Below are 19,261 nucleotides of genomic sequence, written 5' to 3' on the forward strand. Positions count from 1 at the left end.
ACATTTTTATGTGCATATTCTTCTAATCTAAACCATACATGTGCAGTAATTGCTGGAAATCCATAGTCACGCCTTTGATAGTCTTCTCAAGTCCCGCAGCATACAATGCATCTTTGCGCTCATCAAAGAGCTGCTTAAGTAATTTTTCAGCTCCTTCACCATAATGAATCTGATTATGACAATTACTACACAGCGAAACTATATTTTCCTCAGTATCAAGGGTATACTCAAACTCTGAAGAAAACTCTAGCGGAATTAGATGATGGGTCTCGGTATAATCTTTATCTGAATTTCTTCTTTTAAAGGTAGGATGGTTTTTATCAATCTCACAGTGATATTCTGCTCTGACTAGTGCATTAACTTTACGATCAGCGTGTCGAGGAACAATATTTCCTTCCTTAGGTACTTTTGCGCTGGCCTTAATCTCACTAGCCCTTGGTGAACTACTATATTCAAAGCTCTTTGGGGCTTCTGCCAAATCAGAACCACAAACTTCATCATCAAGCTTCTTTGATTCTTCCTCAATGCGCTTCTTTACATCGGCTCTTGGGGCTGCTACATACTGTATAGTTCTTCTCTTTATAGAAGCCATGAAGCATAAAAACTGATAAAACCTATATACAGACCAGTCCAATATTGTTTCATCACAATACCGCCAGAAATAGAGATAGGACTGTTTTGCCACCAAATCTACAGATTCGTCTGATTTTATCCCAAGTGCATAATTAAAGTTTTCAACAACTCGGCCACTTAAAGTGTACAGATACGCATATCCATCTTTATCGTATAAGGTGTATATTTGAGCAGCCAACTCACTTCCATAAATGCTATTACGAATCCGGTCATTTATACTTGTATCAGTATCATGTAACAGATCCACAAGGGCCCTGCCAAACTCATTGACCTGGCCAATCTTTTCAAGAATCAATCCCTTGTTATAGGAAGCTTCAAATAACGAATTAAGTACATCTGCAAGTTCAGGTGCAAATGAATTCTCATATTGCTCAGCCCCCATCCTGCTTAGTGCTATCAGACTATATTTCTCAGTAAATGTCTTTCTTATGTTGTCATACTGTACTTCGTCATCTAAATATTCCTTATCATTTTCCAGGAACCTCGTAATATATGCCTTTTGTTGCTTATAGTCTTTATCAATATAAAAGCTCTTGAAAACATCTTTTCCAATCTGAGACATGTCAAAATACTTCATATCATGTCCAGATTCCCAGATTGATAAATCTATTCCCTCTTTTATACGTCGAGAAACATGATATCGAAGACTTGAACTGTTGTAATCCAGCATATATGTGCCTACATATCTAAAATCCCTTTCTCCCATCTTCATAAAAGTATGAGATGGTCTGATATCGACACCATAGTGTAGTGAAGGCTCCTTACCATTTGTATTAACCATTTCCCCGGGATAAAGCATTTGAATAATGATATCTTTATTATCATCTTCAAAGTAATTCTTCCAATTTACTTCTGATGATCCTGGGGCATATCTGCCATTCTCGATTTTGGCAAGATGTGGAAACCAAACCAAGCAACCGTCGCCTGGTTCCCATGTGGCATGCTGCAAAGAAGCATGCATATCTGCCCCAAAACATGCATTAAGAACCTCAAAGTTATATGAAAAACTTATGTTGTCAGACGCTTTTATATAACGTAGCTTGCCAATTTCACTACTTGAAACATAGCTTTTATAATCTGATATGTATTCCCTAACCCGGTCATTCAATTCCCCGGATTTATCCCCATACCAAATATTATTTTGTCCCATGCCCTCAACTTGAAACAGTCTGTCCTTGGGATCAAGCAGAAAAACATCTTCCGCGTAAATATTGTAAACAGAGTGCGATTTTAATGAGCGAGCCTCCATTGCTTCGGCTGGAACATCCTGCAATTCTCTGTATACAGTAGCATTCTTATACCAGCCAACGATAAATTGTCCGCCACCTGAAGGCTTCCGTGCTACCCAGACAACGAGAACGTTCTCTGCATAGTCAGCATTAGTATCACCACATAATTTCTCTACATGAATGGTGTTATTTACACCAGACTCTACAAATCCATAATACTTTCCATTAACTCCTAGATAATTATGGACTTCATGTCCGATATTATTCCGGTTATATTTTCCACCACCTTGTGGACGTTCACTATCAATCCCCTGATAGTCATTCATCCAGCCTACTCTGCAATAAAGAATACTCATAGTATTTCCTTTCACACATCAATATGGTACGTCAGCGCATCAGCGTCTTCTCCGGTTGTAGCCTTAAAAGCCTTTATATAAGCCGAAAGCTGTGCTTGGTACTTGGTATCCAAATCGCTTCCGTCAGCATTGGTCTTATAATCTACGATATGCCACTGCCCATCCTTGGAGTAGATAACGTCCATGATTCCGTTCCAGATAACAAGTCCATCAGAATCATCTCTGTAGCAGAATGGAACCTCGCAGTATACTTCGTCTGCACCTATAAGCGTATTCAGCATATCCTGTGGGAGGCCATTTGTCTGGGCATAACCGCCAGATCTCATATGTTCTGCTACAGCCGTCAGCCTCTTTGCAATAACCTTTTCATATGGCTCAAACTCAGCTGTTCTGTACTCTCGGATTATCTCCATAATGGCATCGGAAACATCAAGCTTATTCCTAGTGGAAACCATCATTTCCATGAGTTTGTGGACCATGGTTCCAGTAAGAGCCGCCATCCCGCCACGAGTGCCTGCATCATCAGTCGGTTTCGCATCTTTGCCCTTTAACGAATCAGTACTCGAAGCCTCATTATTATCTACTGCAACTGTACTCTGGGCCTCATCTTTATCAGCAAGCTTTGATTTCAGCTCCAATCTGCTCGGATTCTCAATAGTATAAGTGCCGGTCTCAGGATCTCTATCATTAAGAGCACATCCTTCCTGGGCTTCCTCATATAGCATCTCAGCGTCAGCAACCTTTACCTCTGCCTTTTTCTTTTCTGTAGGCTCAGTCAGAACTGAAAAGATATCGCCATCTACTGAAGCAAGCAGGTCTTTCCACTTACAATCCTGCACTTCATTCCCACCTCTTAAGTAAACACTGTTGCAGATGATCAGCGCATTGCGGGCTCTGGTTGCTGCAACATAAACGAGCCTTTGCCCCTCAGCCTTCAGCGAAGCATCCTCTGCCGCCTTCTCATCAGCAAAGCTGCTAGTTTCAAAATATTTCCAGGTGCCTCCATTATCAAGTTTCTCACCCAGAGAGAACACATAGCCTTCCGAACCTTTCTCACCATGAACAAACCTGGAGGTGGAGCCAAAAGTCTTGCCTGAAGAAGCCGCCAGTATTACAATTGGCGCTTCCAGACCTTTCACCTTATGAAGATTCGCCATATGGACACAGTCCTTGCTGTCATTTAAGCTAAGGCATCTCTCTTCATCGGACTCCCCGGCAATCAGCTCAGACAAAAGAGCTGCTCCGTCCTTCAAGGTCACAACCTCTCCGGACTTTTCAGCATTCCTGATAAGTTCCAGCGTGTAATAGACCACTTCAAGATTGTCGGCTTCCACCGCCTCATATACCTTGAATTCATCCATTATTCTGGAGAAAAGAGCTGCCGGCGACAATCTCTGCGCCTCCCGGCTCAAGTCCTTCAGCATATCCAGCTTCTCTTTTACCTTCTGAACGGCTTCACTTTGGTCCGATAGCTCTTTTGCATAATTCAGTGCAAGAACTCCGCCCTTGGAGCGGAACTCCATAATATCCTGCTTCGATATTCCCAGAACCTTACCGCTCAGCGCGCCATAAAGGGCAATCTTGTCCTCAGGATCTGCCAAAGCAGTATAGATCAGCAAAATCTCCCGAAGCGCCTCGTTTTCTCCGAAGGGAACAGAGCCCTCAACCTTAGTTGGAATCTCTCTTGAACTAAGTTCAGCACCAATAGGCGCAAGCCCTTTCTTTGCACCAGTGATAATCATGATATCGCTGTACCTAATAGGCCTTGGCGCATCATCACCCTCAGTGGATACGAGATACTCCGGCCTTCCAACAATCCGATCTATCATGTCTGCAATCTTAACCGGATCTGCCTCATCCGGATTATCCTTGGCTGCCTGCCCTGTATATGCCTTATACGAAAATATGCCCTGAAACTCGCCTTTTGTCTCTTCGGGCAGTGGAATCTCCTCGAACTTACTCTGATCATCAGTCTCTTCAGGCAGCATCTCAGAAAAGACCTTGTTATAGTACGTGCACAAAGCCCGTGTAGACCTGAAGTTTCTGGACAGCATTGCTATCGCACCGCCATTCTTCTCAAACAGCTTCTTCACATTCAGGAACGACGTAACATCCGCGCTTCTGAACCTGTAAATGGACTGCTTGGGGTCACCAACTATGAAAAGAGATCCCGGCTTGGGCTCGCAGTCTCTCCACTGAGGCACAGGCTTTTTTGCCGTCAGATAAAAGAACACTTCCGCCTGCATAGGATTTGTGTCCTGGAACTCATCGATCAGGAAATAGCTATGACGCTCATAGATGTAATTGATGAGCTTTCCATCCTTCTCAGCATCCTTCTTGAGCATATTCCTCAGGTAAAAGAGATAGTCAAAGTAGGTAAGGCATCCCTTTTCCAGCATAGCCTGCTCAATGATTGGAATGCATCTATTCAAAAAAGTCATGGAAATGTTGTACTTAAGCTCACCGGCCTTTACAAACAAACCTTCTTCCTGACCAACAGAACATTCAAGCCACTTGCCCTTAGCTCCGCCGGGTTCAAAGAGTCCTCCAAGAGAAGCTCCAAAATCATCAACTGCACCAGGAATTGTTCGAATATCTTTCAGATCCTTAAGCGCACTAAGTATACCGGTAAAGTCATTAGACCACTTTCGCTTAAGCACATTATAAATGGATTCAATTTTTGCCCATGCTTCTCTGCTTTCCTTTTTGCCGTCATACATGACTTCAGGGTGATCCTTAAGGCACTTTACGGCTCTTATTATCTCGGTTCTCTGATTACCATATTCTTTATCCATGTCAAAAGAAGTGATCTCTTTGTAATTGAAATGCACGTTCCGGTTGTCCATAAGAAGCTGCATTCCCTTTACAAACACCTCCTCTGCAGACCTGTTGACTGAGCGGAAGCCCTTGGCCAGGTCCTGTATCTCTTTTCCGTACTCACCATCACAGATCTTCACATACTGCTGTTTATATATTGTCTCAACATCCACGTCAGAAACTATCGTTGAATCTGAAGGAATGCCGGCCTCAGAAGGATGCTCAGACAAGACCATTCCACAAAAAGAGTCAATGGTCCCCATGAAGCACAGATCAATGTTCTGAAGAGCTTTTTCACACCTTGCCCTGGTCTCATCTGTCGGAGCCGGAAGCTGTCCTGCAAAGCCCTTATCCTTCCAGACAAAAGCAGGGTTACTGCGCTCAATAAGTGCCCTTTGGAACCTGTCGTAGAACTCTCCGGCAGCTGCTTTTGTGAAGGTAATGGCGCATATCCTGCCAATATCAATACCAGTCTCAACCATAGCAACCATGCGGCTTACAAGCATAGTCGTCTTACCGGATCCTGCGCCGGCTTCAACAAAGAAATTAGTATCTATTTCAGAAATGATCCTGTTTCTGGATAAAGAATCTATCTCAAGGTTTGACTTAGGATTCCCCATAGATCACACCTCGCTTTCTGCGGAGCTCTTGCCGCATATGTTGCCATATTTGCAATACTTGCAAGGGTTCTTATCCTTAATCTCCTCTGGATCAGGCACCGGAAATTCTCCATTAACCAGGGCTTCCTTAAAAGAATTCAGCCTCTCAAGCAGGGCATTCTTCATTTCATCATCATACTTACAGGTCACAGTTTCTCCCAAACGGATATATCTGTATTCCCCGCCTGAGATCTTAAGCCCCTTCTTCTCCATAAGGTAGGCATATATGAGTACCTGAAGGCAGGTCTCGATGTCGTCCTGAACGTGTTTAACGCTACGGCCGGTCTTAAAGTCCACGATAAGGCAGGTGCCGTCATCCAGTTTTTCGACACGGTCCGGGAATCCATGAATCTTAACTCCACTCTCATGAACGCAGTGCACGTCCTCTTCCTCTAGAACTACTTCTCTGTGAGGATCCATTTCATAGGCAGTCTCCATCATTTCCAGGAACTGTTCTTTTTCAGCTTCAACCTTACCGCTGATCAGTGGCGGATTCTCAGATATAAAGCTGTCAAAAGAGCTTTCGGACATCTTCTGGAATTCGTCACCGGTAATGGTGGAATTGCCAAGCTCTTCCATCAGAGCATGGGCCATGGAACCACTTTCGGCTGCAGATATGATCTCAAACGGGTCATCATCTTCAGGCTCAGGTATACCAAGAATATAACTAAGAAGGAACCTTCTCGGACAGCTAAAGAAAGTATCAAGAGCGGTCGGTGAATATTCATTTTCAAGGTTCCAGCCGAAGTTAAGGGCCACCTCGGAATTATCCGTGCCCATTGAAATCTTTAGTCCTTTATCGTATGCATCACCAACTTTTCTGGTAACAGAAACAGCTGGTGCAAAGTAAGTAACCTTCTCTACTACTGCCTCAAGTTCTTTTGCCGTAGCATCAGCTCCATGCTCCTGACGGAACAGTTCAAAGAGTAGTGACGATGCGTTATCGCGCTTAAGGTCAGAAACATTTAGCCCTGCGTATGACACATGGATATCTGAACCCAAAGCCGAAGCAAGACTTACCAGCTTAAGAAGGCTCTCTCGTTTCCTAAGAATCTTTCCATCAGCAGTCAGGAAATTCGCTCCAGTACCAAAGAGCTTAAGGTCAGAATCCAGGAGAAGGTAATTCTCTCTTGGCGATCCGGGATATTTGGACGCAGACAGCCCTGCAATGTACAGATTCTTTCTGACAGCAGAAACAGCCCCACTGATACTGGTCACATGGAGCTTGCCAGCTTCGCTTCTTTGTGAACAGACATTATTCTTAAGAATAGAAAGGATAAGACCTTCAGTATCCTGTTCAATTCCAGCTTTATGAATTGTGCTAAGTTCGCCATAAATAGTGGCGGATGCTGCTATATCCAGATTCATGAGAAGGGCATCTTTGTTCTTGTCAGTTCCTGTGCGGATATAGGAATACTTGGAGATAAACTCTTCCACCGGAAGGGCCAGCTCCTTTGCCACAATCTCAAGGTAAGGAATCACCTGCTTCTTTTTCTCGTCGGTAGTGTTCTTTATAGCTGCTATCTTCTCATCATTTGTCTTTTTATCATTGGTAAGCTTAAGGCTCCCCAGAGTCTCGTAGAACACTCTCCAGCTAAAGCCCTCCCCGGTCTCCGGGAACATACCATACAACTTGGATTTGTTAAAAGATGCACTGCCAAGCATCTCATTTATTGCCGCAGCGCCAAAGAATCCCCTGGTCATCCAGTTATAGTATAGAGACAAAAGTTTTGCCGGGTTAGAGTTAACGATAGGGATCCCGCATCCGAAGGTCACGGGGATGTCATAAAGAAGCGCATAGTCAAAGAACAGCTGCGCATACGTTGCTACATCTGTCACAGCCACAGTACATTCATCAAGCTTCTTGCCATCATAAACCTCTGCAATGATGGTTTCCACCTCATTAGGCGCACCATAACAGTTCTTAAAGCTTGAAATCTTAGTACCCGAAGCCTGTTTTTCAAACAGACTACAGATATCCTTCTGCTGATACTTCCCCACGGATACTCTTGTTAAAAGAGCATCATCCAGGGGCGTCAGCGGACATTCCTGTAGCGTAATAAAGTCTGCATCTATCGGATCACAGTTCATTGCCGCCCTGCGCTCAAGAGTAATGGCATCAACAACCTTTTGGGACGCCAACAAATCCATGTACTTCTTATATACACTGATCAGAGCTGCATTTTTCTCAGTAAAGATGCCTTTACTGAGGGTATCTTCAATTGCCTTGCCTTCATTGGCATCAGAAACAAGACTCCTCATACGCCTTATGGCTGAAGCAAGCTCCTTGATATCTGAGTATGAGGGCCTTTCAAAGTAGCTCTCACCCTCTACAGCCTTGGCAACAAGAGTCGTCTCCTCATCAGAATCTATAAAGTCCTCTTTAATAGAAATTCCAGAACGCATCAGGGCTGTGCGAGCAAGCTCTCCAGCATTACAAATGCGCAGATTGATACAGTTCTTGCCATGCATGGCAAGACTCTTTATCAGTTCCTGGCCGTTCAAGCCAGGGGCAAACACGATTGTTTCTCGCATAAAATCTCCTTAATCGCTTATCTATAAGCTCTTCAGCATTATGAAAAAGCTGTTAGTATAGGTATATAGGTATTCATGTCCTAACTATACTCTACAATAACAGCTGTCCAATAAATCGGTTTTAGGAGTTTATCCGCTTACCTATAAAGCAAAAGGGGGAACCAATCGTTCCCCCACAATGAATTATAGCATTATTTCGACTCTATTTGTTTTTATTTGCGACAACAATAATTAATTCTTTATAAAAACTCGTTATAACCAAATGACTCTCGCCGCATGTTCTTCGTCAAATATCTTTAAGCTTTGTTCCATTTTCATCTTTCCAATCAACATTTCCATTGGAAGTATGCCCCACAACAACTGCAGATGCCGCAGATGGCGCATTGAATTCATAATCTCTTTGAAAAACACGATTGATAATCGTCCCATCATTTTCTAATTGCTGACGCAACCTATAATACGATTTACCTTTTGTTGCAAACGATGGCACTGTCCCGTCAGAAACTTGGGATCCTTTTAAAACAGTAAGCCCCCCAGCACTAATAAAGCCTTTTGCATCTGCCCCTGATCCCTTGCAATACAAATATTTAGTATCATCCTTTGCCTTAGGAATAGGCGTAAGAACGCTATATCCCAAAGTAGATATAAGAATCTTTATATTGTCTATGAACTCTTCCATAGATGCAACCTGGGATTCTTTCATTACAGTTTTACTATAAGTATTCTTTGTAAGCACCTTATACCGCCCGCAGTCACGAGCAATATTCACCAATCTATCTTCAAGATATCTGATAAGCGCCTTATTTAGGTCTCGTCCAACAAAAACAACCGCTGAATTCCAGTAATAATCTTCTTTATCACTTAAGTGCTGTTTAAGTCTGGTCAATACATTTTCAGCCTCTCCAATGTAGACAGAATCAGCCCCATCATCCTCCTTACAAAACAGGAAATAGACTCCTACCCCTGTAATGTCATCCCTATCACATGCCTGAACCTCTGTGCGAGGGATCTTTATGGCCTTCCCATTCCAGTTTAATAGTTCGGCCGTTATTAAACTATCCGCTGTTCCATTTACAAGAAATAACTCTATTGACTTGCCGTGCATGTTCCACCTCTCTCAAAAGAAATCTATATTTTAGTATAAAGCCTTGATGATCTATGTACCAGTTTCATATTACGTATAATTTCATAATTTGCATTATGAGAAGTTCTCTGATGGAACTGTGAAATGTATTGAGGATGATATTCCATTCGATGTATTAGAAGGATGGAGTTGGTGTCGGCTGGGCACAATTTGTTCTGAAATACTATATGGTTTAAGCAATTCTGCAGAAGCATCTGGAAGTCATAGATTGTTAAGAATAACAGATATACAAAATGGTTGTGTTGATTGGGAGTCTGTCCCGTTTACAAGCGTTGAAGAAGATGATAAATATTTGCTTCAACCTAATGATATAGTATTTGCTCGTACAGGTGCTACTGTAGGGAAATCATTTTTGATTACAGAAACACCATATAAGTCCGTTTACGCTTCCTACCTTATAAGAATAAGATTATTGCCTGGAGTAAATGCGAAATATATCTATCAATTCTTTAATAGTGCATGCTATTGGTCACAAATAACAGATAAATCTGTCGGTGTTGGTCAGCCCAATTGTAATGGAACATCACTGCAAGAATTATTTATTCCGCTACCTCCAAGCGGAGAGCAACTTAGAATTGTTCCAATTGCTGAAGATCTTCTTGAAAAAACTTTAAGTATAGAAGCAGAAAAGGAATCATTGTCAAGATTGTTATATGATACGAAATCAAAGGTATTAGATTTGGCAATCAGAGGGAAGTTGATTCCTCAGAATCAAAATGATGAGCCTGCATCCGTACTGCTTGAAAGGATCAGGACAGAGAAAGAAGAACTAATAAAACAGGGCAAATTAAAGCGCGATAAGAAGGAATCTATCATTTACAAAGGTGATGATAACTCTTATTATGAGAAGTTATCTGATGGTACTGTAAAATCCATAGATGAAGACTTACCGTTTGAAATACCAAATAATTGGCATTGGGAACGAATTAGGAATCTTTTTATTATTAATCCCAAGAACAATATTTCTGATAATACAATGGTTTCATTTATACCGATGGCTTTATTAGATGATGGATACTCGGGTAAATATTCATCTGAAGAAAAAGTATGGAATGATTGCAAAAAAGGATTCACCCACTTTTCAGATGGCGATGTTTGCTTTGCCAAAATATCACCTTGTTTTGAAAATAGAAAATCAGCATATTTTAATGATTTAAGCAATGGATATGGGGCTGGAACAACAGAACTATATGTTTTAAGAAGATACACCGATGATATTGTGGCTGAATATTTATTATCATTTGTGAAATCAGAGTATTTTATTTCTCGTGGAAGAAATACTTTCTCTGGAGTAGTTGGCCAGCAACGTGTTGACAAAGAAGTTATGCTAGATACATTTATTCCATTGCCTCCATCAGCAGAACAAATACGGATAACCGATATGATAAGTAAAGCATTTTCTGAAATTGCAAAAATAGAGGATAGCATCAATTGATGCTATCCTCTATTTTTTTTATTAGATTATAGCTGTTATGTACAGCATTACATATCTTTTTTTGTTCTTCCATGGGCGGTATTGGGACAAGTATATCTTGAAGGGTATTCGGCTTTAATTCCTTCTGATTAGTGGATCCTTCGCCACTTTTTTCCAGGACTGATTGCAAGGATTTGAGTAAAACAAATACATAAAATTGGTTTATTTCGCTGCTGACACGTATGGTTGTTACATGGGAATCTGGAACTATTGGGCATTCCGCCAATGAATCAATAAAGCCTACTCTTCCAAGAGTGCCTGTGCCAGTTGAGTTTATAACAGTATCGTGCTTTTGCAAATACTCAGAGTCATCATATCTTGAGATTGTTGTCTCATCCAGATATTGTGAAAGCGTATAATCAATGCCGCCCTTTTTCAAATTGCATTTCTGTGCAAATACCAAAGTATTGCTTTTGTCTACATATTTTGGCGCTTTGCCTCGTTTTATTTCTTTGATACATAACGATGATAAACGGCTCCAGCACCATGTATCTGATATTTCGAAAGGTAGTTCGTCATCAATATTCATGACCGTTCCATCCGACAACTTCTCATAATAAGAGTTATCATCACCTTTGTAGATGACAGACTCTTTCTTATCACGCTTAAGTTTTCCTTGCTTTATTAGTACTTCCTTTTCTTTGCGGATCCTTTCAAGCAGAACAGATGCTGGCTCATCGCTTGGATTCTGTGGGACCAGCTTGCCACTTATAGCCAAATTCAATATTTTGGATTTAGTATTGCTGATATCATCTATTAGTTCGCTATTTGTGATATCTATAACGCAAATATTCGATAATAGCTCTCTCAATCTATTTTCTATAGCCGACTGCATACTCTTAGGCGGAATAGATATTAACAAATCTTGGATCATTCCTAGTTTTAAATACCTGGTCTGAGTTCCTATGCTTATCTTTTGAAGATGTTTTAGGTAGTATTGAGTGTGATAATATAAGTAATCAGTATTCATATCTTGATATGTAGTGATTACATAAACTCTTTGGTAAGCATTAAATCTCCCATTGTATCGATGCATCTTAAAATCACCAACTGCATTATTGCCGCCAAGAAGTATTGCATCACAATCAAATGCAAAAGAATCAGTCTGCAAAACATCTTCCCCACAGGTAAAAAATGGATAATTTCCATTTTCAGTTTGTGCATTTGCATCTAAACTACCAGTTACAATAGACGCTATAGATGAAAGTCTAGTCCATTCCCATCCTTCAGGCAATTCAAAAGGTATTTCATCCTCAATGCATTTTATAGTCCCATCTTGGAACTTCTCATAATGCAAATTATCCTCACCTTTGAAGATAATCGTATCGTTTTTGATATCTTTAGCTTTTAGCTTTCCCTCCTTGACCATCCGTTTCTTCTCTTCTCGAATTCTTTCGAGAAGAACAGATGCCGGCTCATCGTTAGGATCTTGAGGAACAAGCTTACCACGTATAGCCAAATCCAGTATTTTCTGGCGTAATGCCTTTGTATCCATTAAAATTATTCCTCCAAATCTCCTATTAAGCTCTTCAGTGCTTCAACTGCATTATTGATATTTGTAGCCTTCTCTTCGATTTCATCAAGGAGCTCGGCCAGTGTCCTATCATCAACAGCATCTCCTGATCTAATCCAGGAGATATCCAGACTAGTCTTATCACGTTCGAGAATATCCTCGTAAGAATACTTTCTCCAACGGCCTTCCGGATTCTCCTCTGACCATGTAGGCTTACGATCTTCCATATGGCCAGCACAGTAGCATTCTACAAACTCATCAAAATGACTTCTTGTGAGCGGGTTTGTCTTTCCAAAAGATGGCATATTAGAACGCAGATCATAGATCCATACATCCTTTGTATTGCCCTTATCATTCTTCCCCCTATTAAAGAACAGAACATTAGTCTTAACGCCCTGAGCATAGAAAATACCGGTAGGAAGCCTAAGAATGGTATGCAGATTGCATTTCTCCATGAGATCTTTTCGTATTTTTTCACCATCGTTATCAGCGAAAAGAACATTATCCGGGAGAACAACTGCCGCTCTTGCCTTACCATCAGTATTAAGCGAACGATAGATGTGTTGTAGGAAATTAAGCTGCTTATTGCTTGTCATAAACGTAAGATCATCCCTGCTGGCACGCTCACCACCTTTCTTGGTTCCAAAAGGTGGATTAGTAAGCACCACATCATAGTTCTTGAGGGATTTTCCCTGATTTGACAATGTGTCGCAGAGGTATATTTCTCCCTCGATGTCATGGAGCATAGAATTCATAAGTGCAAGCCTATGGGTCTCGTGTACAAGCTCCGCACCTGTAAATGCTTCATACTTTTGAAAATGCTGTTCATCTTCAGATAAGTCAAATAAATCATTGGTATGATTCTTAACATATCTATCAGCAGCAATCATGAATCCATATGTACCACATGCCGGATCATTACATTTTTCACCCGCCTGTGGAGCTATCAGCTCAGTCATTACATCTATCAGTACACGTGGTGTAAAGTACTGACCAGCACCTGATTTCTTCTCGTTAGCATTCTTTTCGAGGAGTCCTTCATACAGGTTACCAAGACCCTCTTCTTTTGCACTGTACCAATCTAGGTCATCAATACTCGTTATTATCTTCTTAAGGTTCGCAGGTTCATCAATTTTACTGCTAGATCCAGCATATATGTGCTGGATTATACCGCTACCGTTCTCGCCGAGTTCCTGTAGAAGCGTAGCATAGAACTTCTTCAGTTCAATACCATCTTTACTGGCAAGATTATCCCATCTATACTCTTCTGGAATGTTTTTCTCCGCACCGGTTTCTTTTGCCATCTTAAGAAAAAGAATATATGTAAGTTCCGTAACATAGTCCTGATAAGTGATTCCATCATCACGGAGAACGTTACATAGATTCCAGAGTTTTGCTACAATTTCGTTGTTTGTCATTAGTTATAAATCTCCCTTTATTTTACTGTGCTGCATACATTGCCTCATTAATCTCAGCAATATAATCATCAAGCTTATCGCAAAAAGCTTTATTTACCACATTGTATCCGCCCTTATTCTTAAACGCAGCCGAATCAAATGTCTCGCGATTAAGGACTGTTTCTTGAAGAAGCTGTGCTTCTATCCTATCAAGCCAGCCTATCTGAACCTTCGTAAGTTCTGGATGAGCTTTCTTCACCTTGGCAACAGCATTATGGATTCTATCCTCCTTACTAATAAGCGCATCTCCAATACTGTGCTGTCTTATAAAGCTAATTATGTCCGCGGCGATGTCTTCATTTGTCATATTCTTCCATGCCGTATTAAGCATAGTCTCATTGAAATTATTCCTATCCAAAATAAGACGTAATTCCTTGAGAGACTGTCTGGTAAGATCCTGCGGTCTTGTAGCCACTATCTTAAGCGCAGCTATCTCGTTAAGATGAGTATCTATGAAATCTCTGAACTCCTTAAGGTAATCTTCTGGCCTTGTTGCATCCCCATACCCGCGAACATGCTCAACAATCTCATCCGGAGCATCACTAATAGCCTTGCCATGCTCTCTAGGCATTCTCTTAACATACTCAAACGCAGCCTTATTCCTCTTGATAAGTTCTTCCGCCTGATCAGGACTGCATGCCTTCAACTGCTTAATAAAGGCATCTGGATCAAAACCAGTTAGTTGCTCGAACTGATCTTTGTTTTCCTGGCTCATTCCTGATTTGCTACGTCTGATCTTAGCAATAAGAATATCAACCTGATTCTGCTTCTGAGCTTCAGTCTCAAGCGCGTCAAAACCGTCAATGATATCATTGAATGTTGTTTTCGTGCCTACTACGACCGGCTTCATGTTAGTAACCGGCTCTAATGCGTTATATACACCTACAGCATCATATATTTCGAAATGAGTTTTTCCAATATCATCACAAAGCCTGGTAGCACGACCGAGCATCTGCTCGAACAGGATTCTAGACCTTATTCTTCTAAGGAATACTAAATTCTCAATTTCCTCAACATCAATACCGGTTGTAAGAAGATCTACCGTTACAACAATGTTGGGATATTTGTCATTCTTAAACTTTCGGATAACTTCATTGATTCTTTTCTGATTGCCATTTTCTATGGATCCAGTAATCTTCATAATCGCTTCCGAACTAACACCCTGCTCAGAATATATTTCCTGAAGAATCCTTGTGACCATATCTGCGTGTGAATCATCTACAGCGAACACAAGCGTCTTGCCTTGATCGTTAGGGTCGATGTCCTTGGCAATTTCTGCGAGCACTGTCCTATTAAAAGGCTCTGTCACGACTTCTTTATTAAACTTATCCACCTCAAACTTAAGATCATCATCGAGCTGATCGGAATTGATTATCTGCTTGGTTACAGGGTCATAAATAGGCACCGTAGAACCTGCTTCAAACACAATCCCTTCTTCGCTAAGTTTTGTCTTTATAATATGAGGCGCGTCATGATCCACTAAGAAACCATCTATGACAGCAGTACGATAATCATATGTATAAACCGGACTACCAAAAATCTCAGTAGTCTGCAGTGCTGGCGTTGCAGTAAGTGCAATTTTAATAGCATCAAAATAGTCAATTACAGAACGATATTTACTCCTGTAATCATCCTGATCTCTATAAAGACTCTCTTCCTCCGCCATCTCCTTATCCAAGATATAGCCGCGGTGCGCTTCGTCTACGATAATTAGGTCATAATCAGTTGAGCCAAGCCTCTGGTCAGAGTCATCATAAAGAACCCTCTTTACAAGGCTCTGCACTGTACAAATGTGCACCTTAGTATCTTTGTCAAACTCTTTGTCTTTCAGCTCCTTAACGTCATATATCTGATTAAGAGTAAGCAGGTCTTTAAGCTTTACTTCCCTAAACGTATCCATTGTCTGCTCGCCGAGAGCATTCCTATCTACCAAGTATAGAATCCTCTTAAACCTCTTAGCTGTAAGAAACCTATAAACCATGCCCAGCACAGTTCTTGTCTTACCCGTACCTGTTGCCATAGCAAGAAGTGCAGTCTTCTTATGATCGTTGATAATTGCGTTTTCAGCTGCCTTGATAGCTTCGATCTGGTAATAGCGTAAATTAAGGCCATCTGGATTCTCGAGGTCCTCAAACCCAGTTGCTACAAGCTGCTTATTGGCCTCCTCAACATCTTTTTGAAGATCAAGCGCCATCTCTTCAGGTCTTGGCCATGCTGCTACAGCAGTCGGAACATTGAATGTCTCTCTAGTGTCGAGACCCCATATACCAGATTTTTCCTTGTACTGTTCCAGATAAGGTCGTCCATTTGTAGCAAACACAAAAGGTACAAAGTATTCAGCATACTTCCTAATAACGTACTTATGATCCTGCTGTCTAATGTTTTTTGCATAATCTTTAGCCTGAACGTTAAGAGCACCAAACACATCTGTATCTATCTTTTTTGCTTCAACAATTCCAACCAGTTGCTCGCCTATGAACAATGCATAATCGGCAAACCCCTTATTTCCAAGGCTACTATCTGTAGGCCACTCGGCAATTGCCTTCGCAACTCCCTTTTCAGGTCTGCTTCCTTTTGAATAGCGAATTTCCTGGGTATCAACAGTCCACCCCGCCTGCTTCAATTGCTCGTCGATAAGCTCTCTGGTCTGAGCCTCAGACAGATGAATGGCTTGAGCATTCTTAAATGCACTGGTCTTTCTATTCTGGTCAGACTTACCGGACTTACGAATATTATCTATCTCAGCCTCAAGCACCTTAAGCTTTGCTTCCAGTTCACTATTCTCTTTAGCCAGCTGCTCTGACTGTACGGACTCATTTACAGGATCAACATATGGTGCAGGCTTAAATTTATAGTCCCCATATGTCTGCATAAACCACACGCCAACATTAAAAGCTAATTCAAGATTATCCTTAGCTCTCTGGACATCATCATAGCCTTCATGTGAAGCATCATTTCTGGTTCTTCTTATAACATACAGTGCATCATCTATGTCTCGCGGAAGCAAGCCGTTGAATTTTAATATACGGATCCTGTTCGCATGGGTGTTATCCGTTTCTGGCTCAGGTATACCATCGTAAGCAAGCATATATCTTACTATTGTTTCCGCGTATATGCCCTGCTTATACATGGAACCATTGGGATCTGAATACACATACTTCTCAGCCAGTTCACCTGTATTGGCCAAATCTTCCCAATGTGATTTCAAAAAAAGGAAATTTCCCATCTGCATGCTCCTTCCTATAATTCTAAATTATCGGAACTTTATGGCACTTTTTATGATACCATTTTTAATACGTGTTTTCCGATGTTTATTAGATTTTAACAGTTACAATTCGCCCTTGGTTGGACTAGGAAAACAGCGCCAGGCTTCTGCTTTCGTCGTTTAATTCATCCAGCCTTGTATAGTACTGTTTCAGTTCTTTATTAATATCTGATAATGATCTTAATTCAAGTGAATCTTCAACATCCATGTACTTGGAAATAGACCAATCACCCGTCTCCAGCACTTCTGCATTCGGGATAATAAATGAAATGCCATCAACAGCCTTTTTCCCTTCTAGGATGTCGTGTAGCTTGTCTTTATCCTCCTGCGTGATATAGGCATCGTTCCTGCGTTCTCTCTTAACCAACGTGGTGGCATCCACAAACAACACATCCTTATTGTTATGTTCAAGCACAAGCATTGCTGTACTAATCATCGTGCTGTTATATACCGGTGGTAAAGATACTACTGCTTTCAGCAATCCTTCCTTTACCAAATTTCTGCGGAAAGTACTGAGCGCTTTTGTCTGCTTAAACAAGATTCCCTGCGGTACGATCAGCACGATTCTTCCGTTATCTTCCATGGCATCCAATGCGCTTGCCATAAAGAGACATTCCATTTCCTTGCACGAATCAGTATCCATCCACTTATTAACTCTGTGAAGCTGATATCCTACCAGATCATTCATAGGACGCATTCCGAAAGGAATATCCATAATTACTTTGTTCGCCACATATGCTGAATCCATCGCAGTGAAGTCTTCCTGCATAACGTCAAAGCGAATACCACAAAGAATCATATATAATGTAGCCACCTGAATGGAATCCGTATTAATATCAACACCATAAAGAGTTACATCCTTTTTCCCTCTAACAGCATTGATTGCTGAATATCCATATCCTATCGTTCCATCAAGCACGGTTTCTCCATCCTGAACATTCGCTGCGATACTTAGTAAATCTGCTACTGCATTACTAGAAACCTTCTCCGCAGTATTCCTATCCTTTGATGAATCACATATGAGCTGCTTGGCATACGGATAGTATCCGTCCTCATCAACTACAATATCTGCAATCATTGACACAATATCCAAGAAGGCTTTTTTCCATGCATTCTCTTCTGATCTGAACGAGTCTAATACCCCTGACAGCAGCCCTCTCCTTACATTATATGTTTCCTCCAGTATCTCTGATGCATTTCTGATAATCTCAATATCTTCTGTCGAAACTGGTCGATACAATACTTTAGTAAGCTCAACAATTGCCGGCATGCGTTCAGGATTCTTACAGGCATTTGTTTCGATCATCTGCTTAAGGCACATAACATATAATGTACTTCCTATATACTGCGATCCAAACATTCCTGCACCACGCCATCTATTCGCTATATCCCAGTTGAATTTCTCAACACTCATTACATCATGCATTCCTATTACCTCCTAAAACAGAGTCCAATTTTTCTCTCTCGAGAGAAATGATTTTCTCCATTACAATTTGCTTCTCATTCAGTGTTCTGTAGTACTTAGCCACCTGTTCCTGGTCCTCTGTGGGAAGAAGGTTTATAATCACATCCTTAATCTTTCCTATTGTCAGCATCGGAACTTTAGCACCACTTACCATATTCATAACCTGGCTGAGATATACTCCTGAATTGCAAAAGGCAGTTAAGTATTCTGACAAAACATTCTTACCGGTGTTTCTTATGATGATACAGAATGATGTTATCAGCAGCCCTTCATCTTCTTTAGAAACTAATGCCGCATCATATGGCGACGAAAGCTTTACAACAATATCTCCAGCTTTAGTCAGTTTCTTTTCATCAAACTCCGCCTTATACTCAACCTCATATAATTCCTCATGTACGATACTTCCCGCCTTAATGGCTTTGGGCGGAATCACCTTTACCTTTCCCAAGACTCTTTCGTCCCTTTTCTCATTAGCTTCAATTCTTGAAGTAATCTGTCCACCTATAAAGCTTAGGCCTTTTATATCGCACAGCTTAATCTGTTTATTCAATTTTATATCCTCCGTTCTGTTGATATGTTTTTCAATGTTCATAACCGGTTTGCAAAAGAAATGGCACGGTACCAGTGCCTCTTCCTTTTGTGATGACATCATGTTAGCACAACGTTCCAATGGTGTCAATAACATTTTTGATAATATCCATTAATTGATGATAT

10 protein-coding genes are annotated in these 19,261 nt (G+C 41.0%); 1 reads left to right on the top strand and 9 read right to left on the bottom strand.

Annotated features, from left to right (window positions below):
• Positions 1 to 22 precede the first annotated feature (22 nt).
• From G589_RS21270 to G589_RS0112160, 4 genes are all read right to left on the bottom strand, one after another.
• Positions 23 to 2,188: an HNH endonuclease gene (locus G589_RS21270; RefSeq protein ID WP_196811880.1), complete on the bottom strand. Its 2,166-nt coding sequence runs from the start codon at positions 2,186 to 2,188 to the stop codon at positions 23 to 25.
• 41 nt (positions 2,189 to 2,229) lie between these two features.
• Positions 2,230 to 5,655: a UvrD-helicase domain-containing protein gene (locus tag G589_RS0112150; protein WP_026522336.1), complete on the bottom strand. Its 3,426-nt coding sequence runs from the start codon at positions 5,653 to 5,655 to the stop codon at positions 2,230 to 2,232.
• A 3-nt stretch (positions 5,656 to 5,658) separates the two neighbouring features.
• The gene (locus G589_RS0112155; RefSeq protein WP_026522337.1) at positions 5,659 to 8,229 is read right to left on the bottom strand and encodes a PD-(D/E)XK nuclease family protein; all 2,571 of its coding nucleotides are present in this window, start codon (positions 8,227 to 8,229) and stop codon (positions 5,659 to 5,661) included.
• Between the two features lie 286 nt (positions 8,230 to 8,515).
• Positions 8,516 to 9,334 (bottom strand): GIY-YIG nuclease family protein, encoded by an 819-nt coding sequence (locus G589_RS0112160; protein ID WP_026522338.1) that lies wholly within the window; start codon positions 9,332 to 9,334, stop codon positions 8,516 to 8,518.
• A gap of 118 nt (positions 9,335 to 9,452) precedes the next feature.
• Here G589_RS0112160 and G589_RS21275 point away from each other — a divergent pair, with 118 nt between their 5' ends.
• The gene (locus tag G589_RS21275) at positions 9,453 to 10,808 is read left to right on the top strand and encodes a restriction endonuclease subunit S (RefSeq protein WP_196811881.1); all 1,356 of its coding nucleotides are present in this window, start codon (positions 9,453 to 9,455) and stop codon (positions 10,806 to 10,808) included.
• Here G589_RS21275 and G589_RS19875 read toward each other — a convergent pair.
• The 5 genes from G589_RS19875 to G589_RS0112190 all read right to left on the bottom strand — a co-directional run bounded on the left by G589_RS19875 (position 10,801) and on the right by G589_RS0112190 (position 19,097).
• Positions 10,801 to 12,342: a restriction endonuclease subunit S gene (locus G589_RS19875; RefSeq protein ID WP_051192361.1), complete on the bottom strand. Its 1,542-nt coding sequence runs from the start codon at positions 12,340 to 12,342 to the stop codon at positions 10,801 to 10,803. The genes G589_RS21275 and G589_RS19875 overlap by 8 nt on opposite strands.
• A 5-nt stretch (positions 12,343 to 12,347) precedes the next feature.
• Positions 12,348 to 13,778, bottom strand: coding sequence for a class I SAM-dependent DNA methyltransferase (locus tag G589_RS0112175; RefSeq protein ID WP_026522339.1), 1,431 nt, complete (start codon positions 13,776 to 13,778; stop codon positions 12,348 to 12,350).
• 22 nt (positions 13,779 to 13,800) lie between these two features.
• Positions 13,801 to 17,043 (bottom strand): type I restriction-modification system endonuclease, encoded by a 3,243-nt coding sequence (gene hsdR, locus G589_RS0112180; RefSeq protein WP_035776046.1) that lies wholly within the window; start codon positions 17,041 to 17,043, stop codon positions 13,801 to 13,803.
• A 124-nt stretch (positions 17,044 to 17,167) separates the two neighbouring features.
• Positions 17,168 to 18,508 (bottom strand): HsdM family class I SAM-dependent methyltransferase, encoded by a 1,341-nt coding sequence (locus G589_RS0112185; protein ID WP_026522341.1) that lies wholly within the window; start codon positions 18,506 to 18,508, stop codon positions 17,168 to 17,170.
• On the bottom strand, positions 18,501 to 19,097 hold the full coding sequence (locus G589_RS0112190; RefSeq protein ID WP_026522342.1) for a restriction endonuclease subunit S: 597 nt from the start codon (positions 19,095 to 19,097) through the stop codon (positions 18,501 to 18,503). The genes G589_RS0112185 and G589_RS0112190 overlap by 8 nt, the downstream gene beginning before the upstream one ends.
• Between the last annotated feature and the right edge of the window lie 164 nt (positions 19,098 to 19,261).

The organism is Butyrivibrio sp. VCB2001 (assembly GCF_000423965.1).
Classification (GTDB): domain Bacteria; phylum Bacillota; class Clostridia; order Lachnospirales; family Lachnospiraceae; genus Butyrivibrio.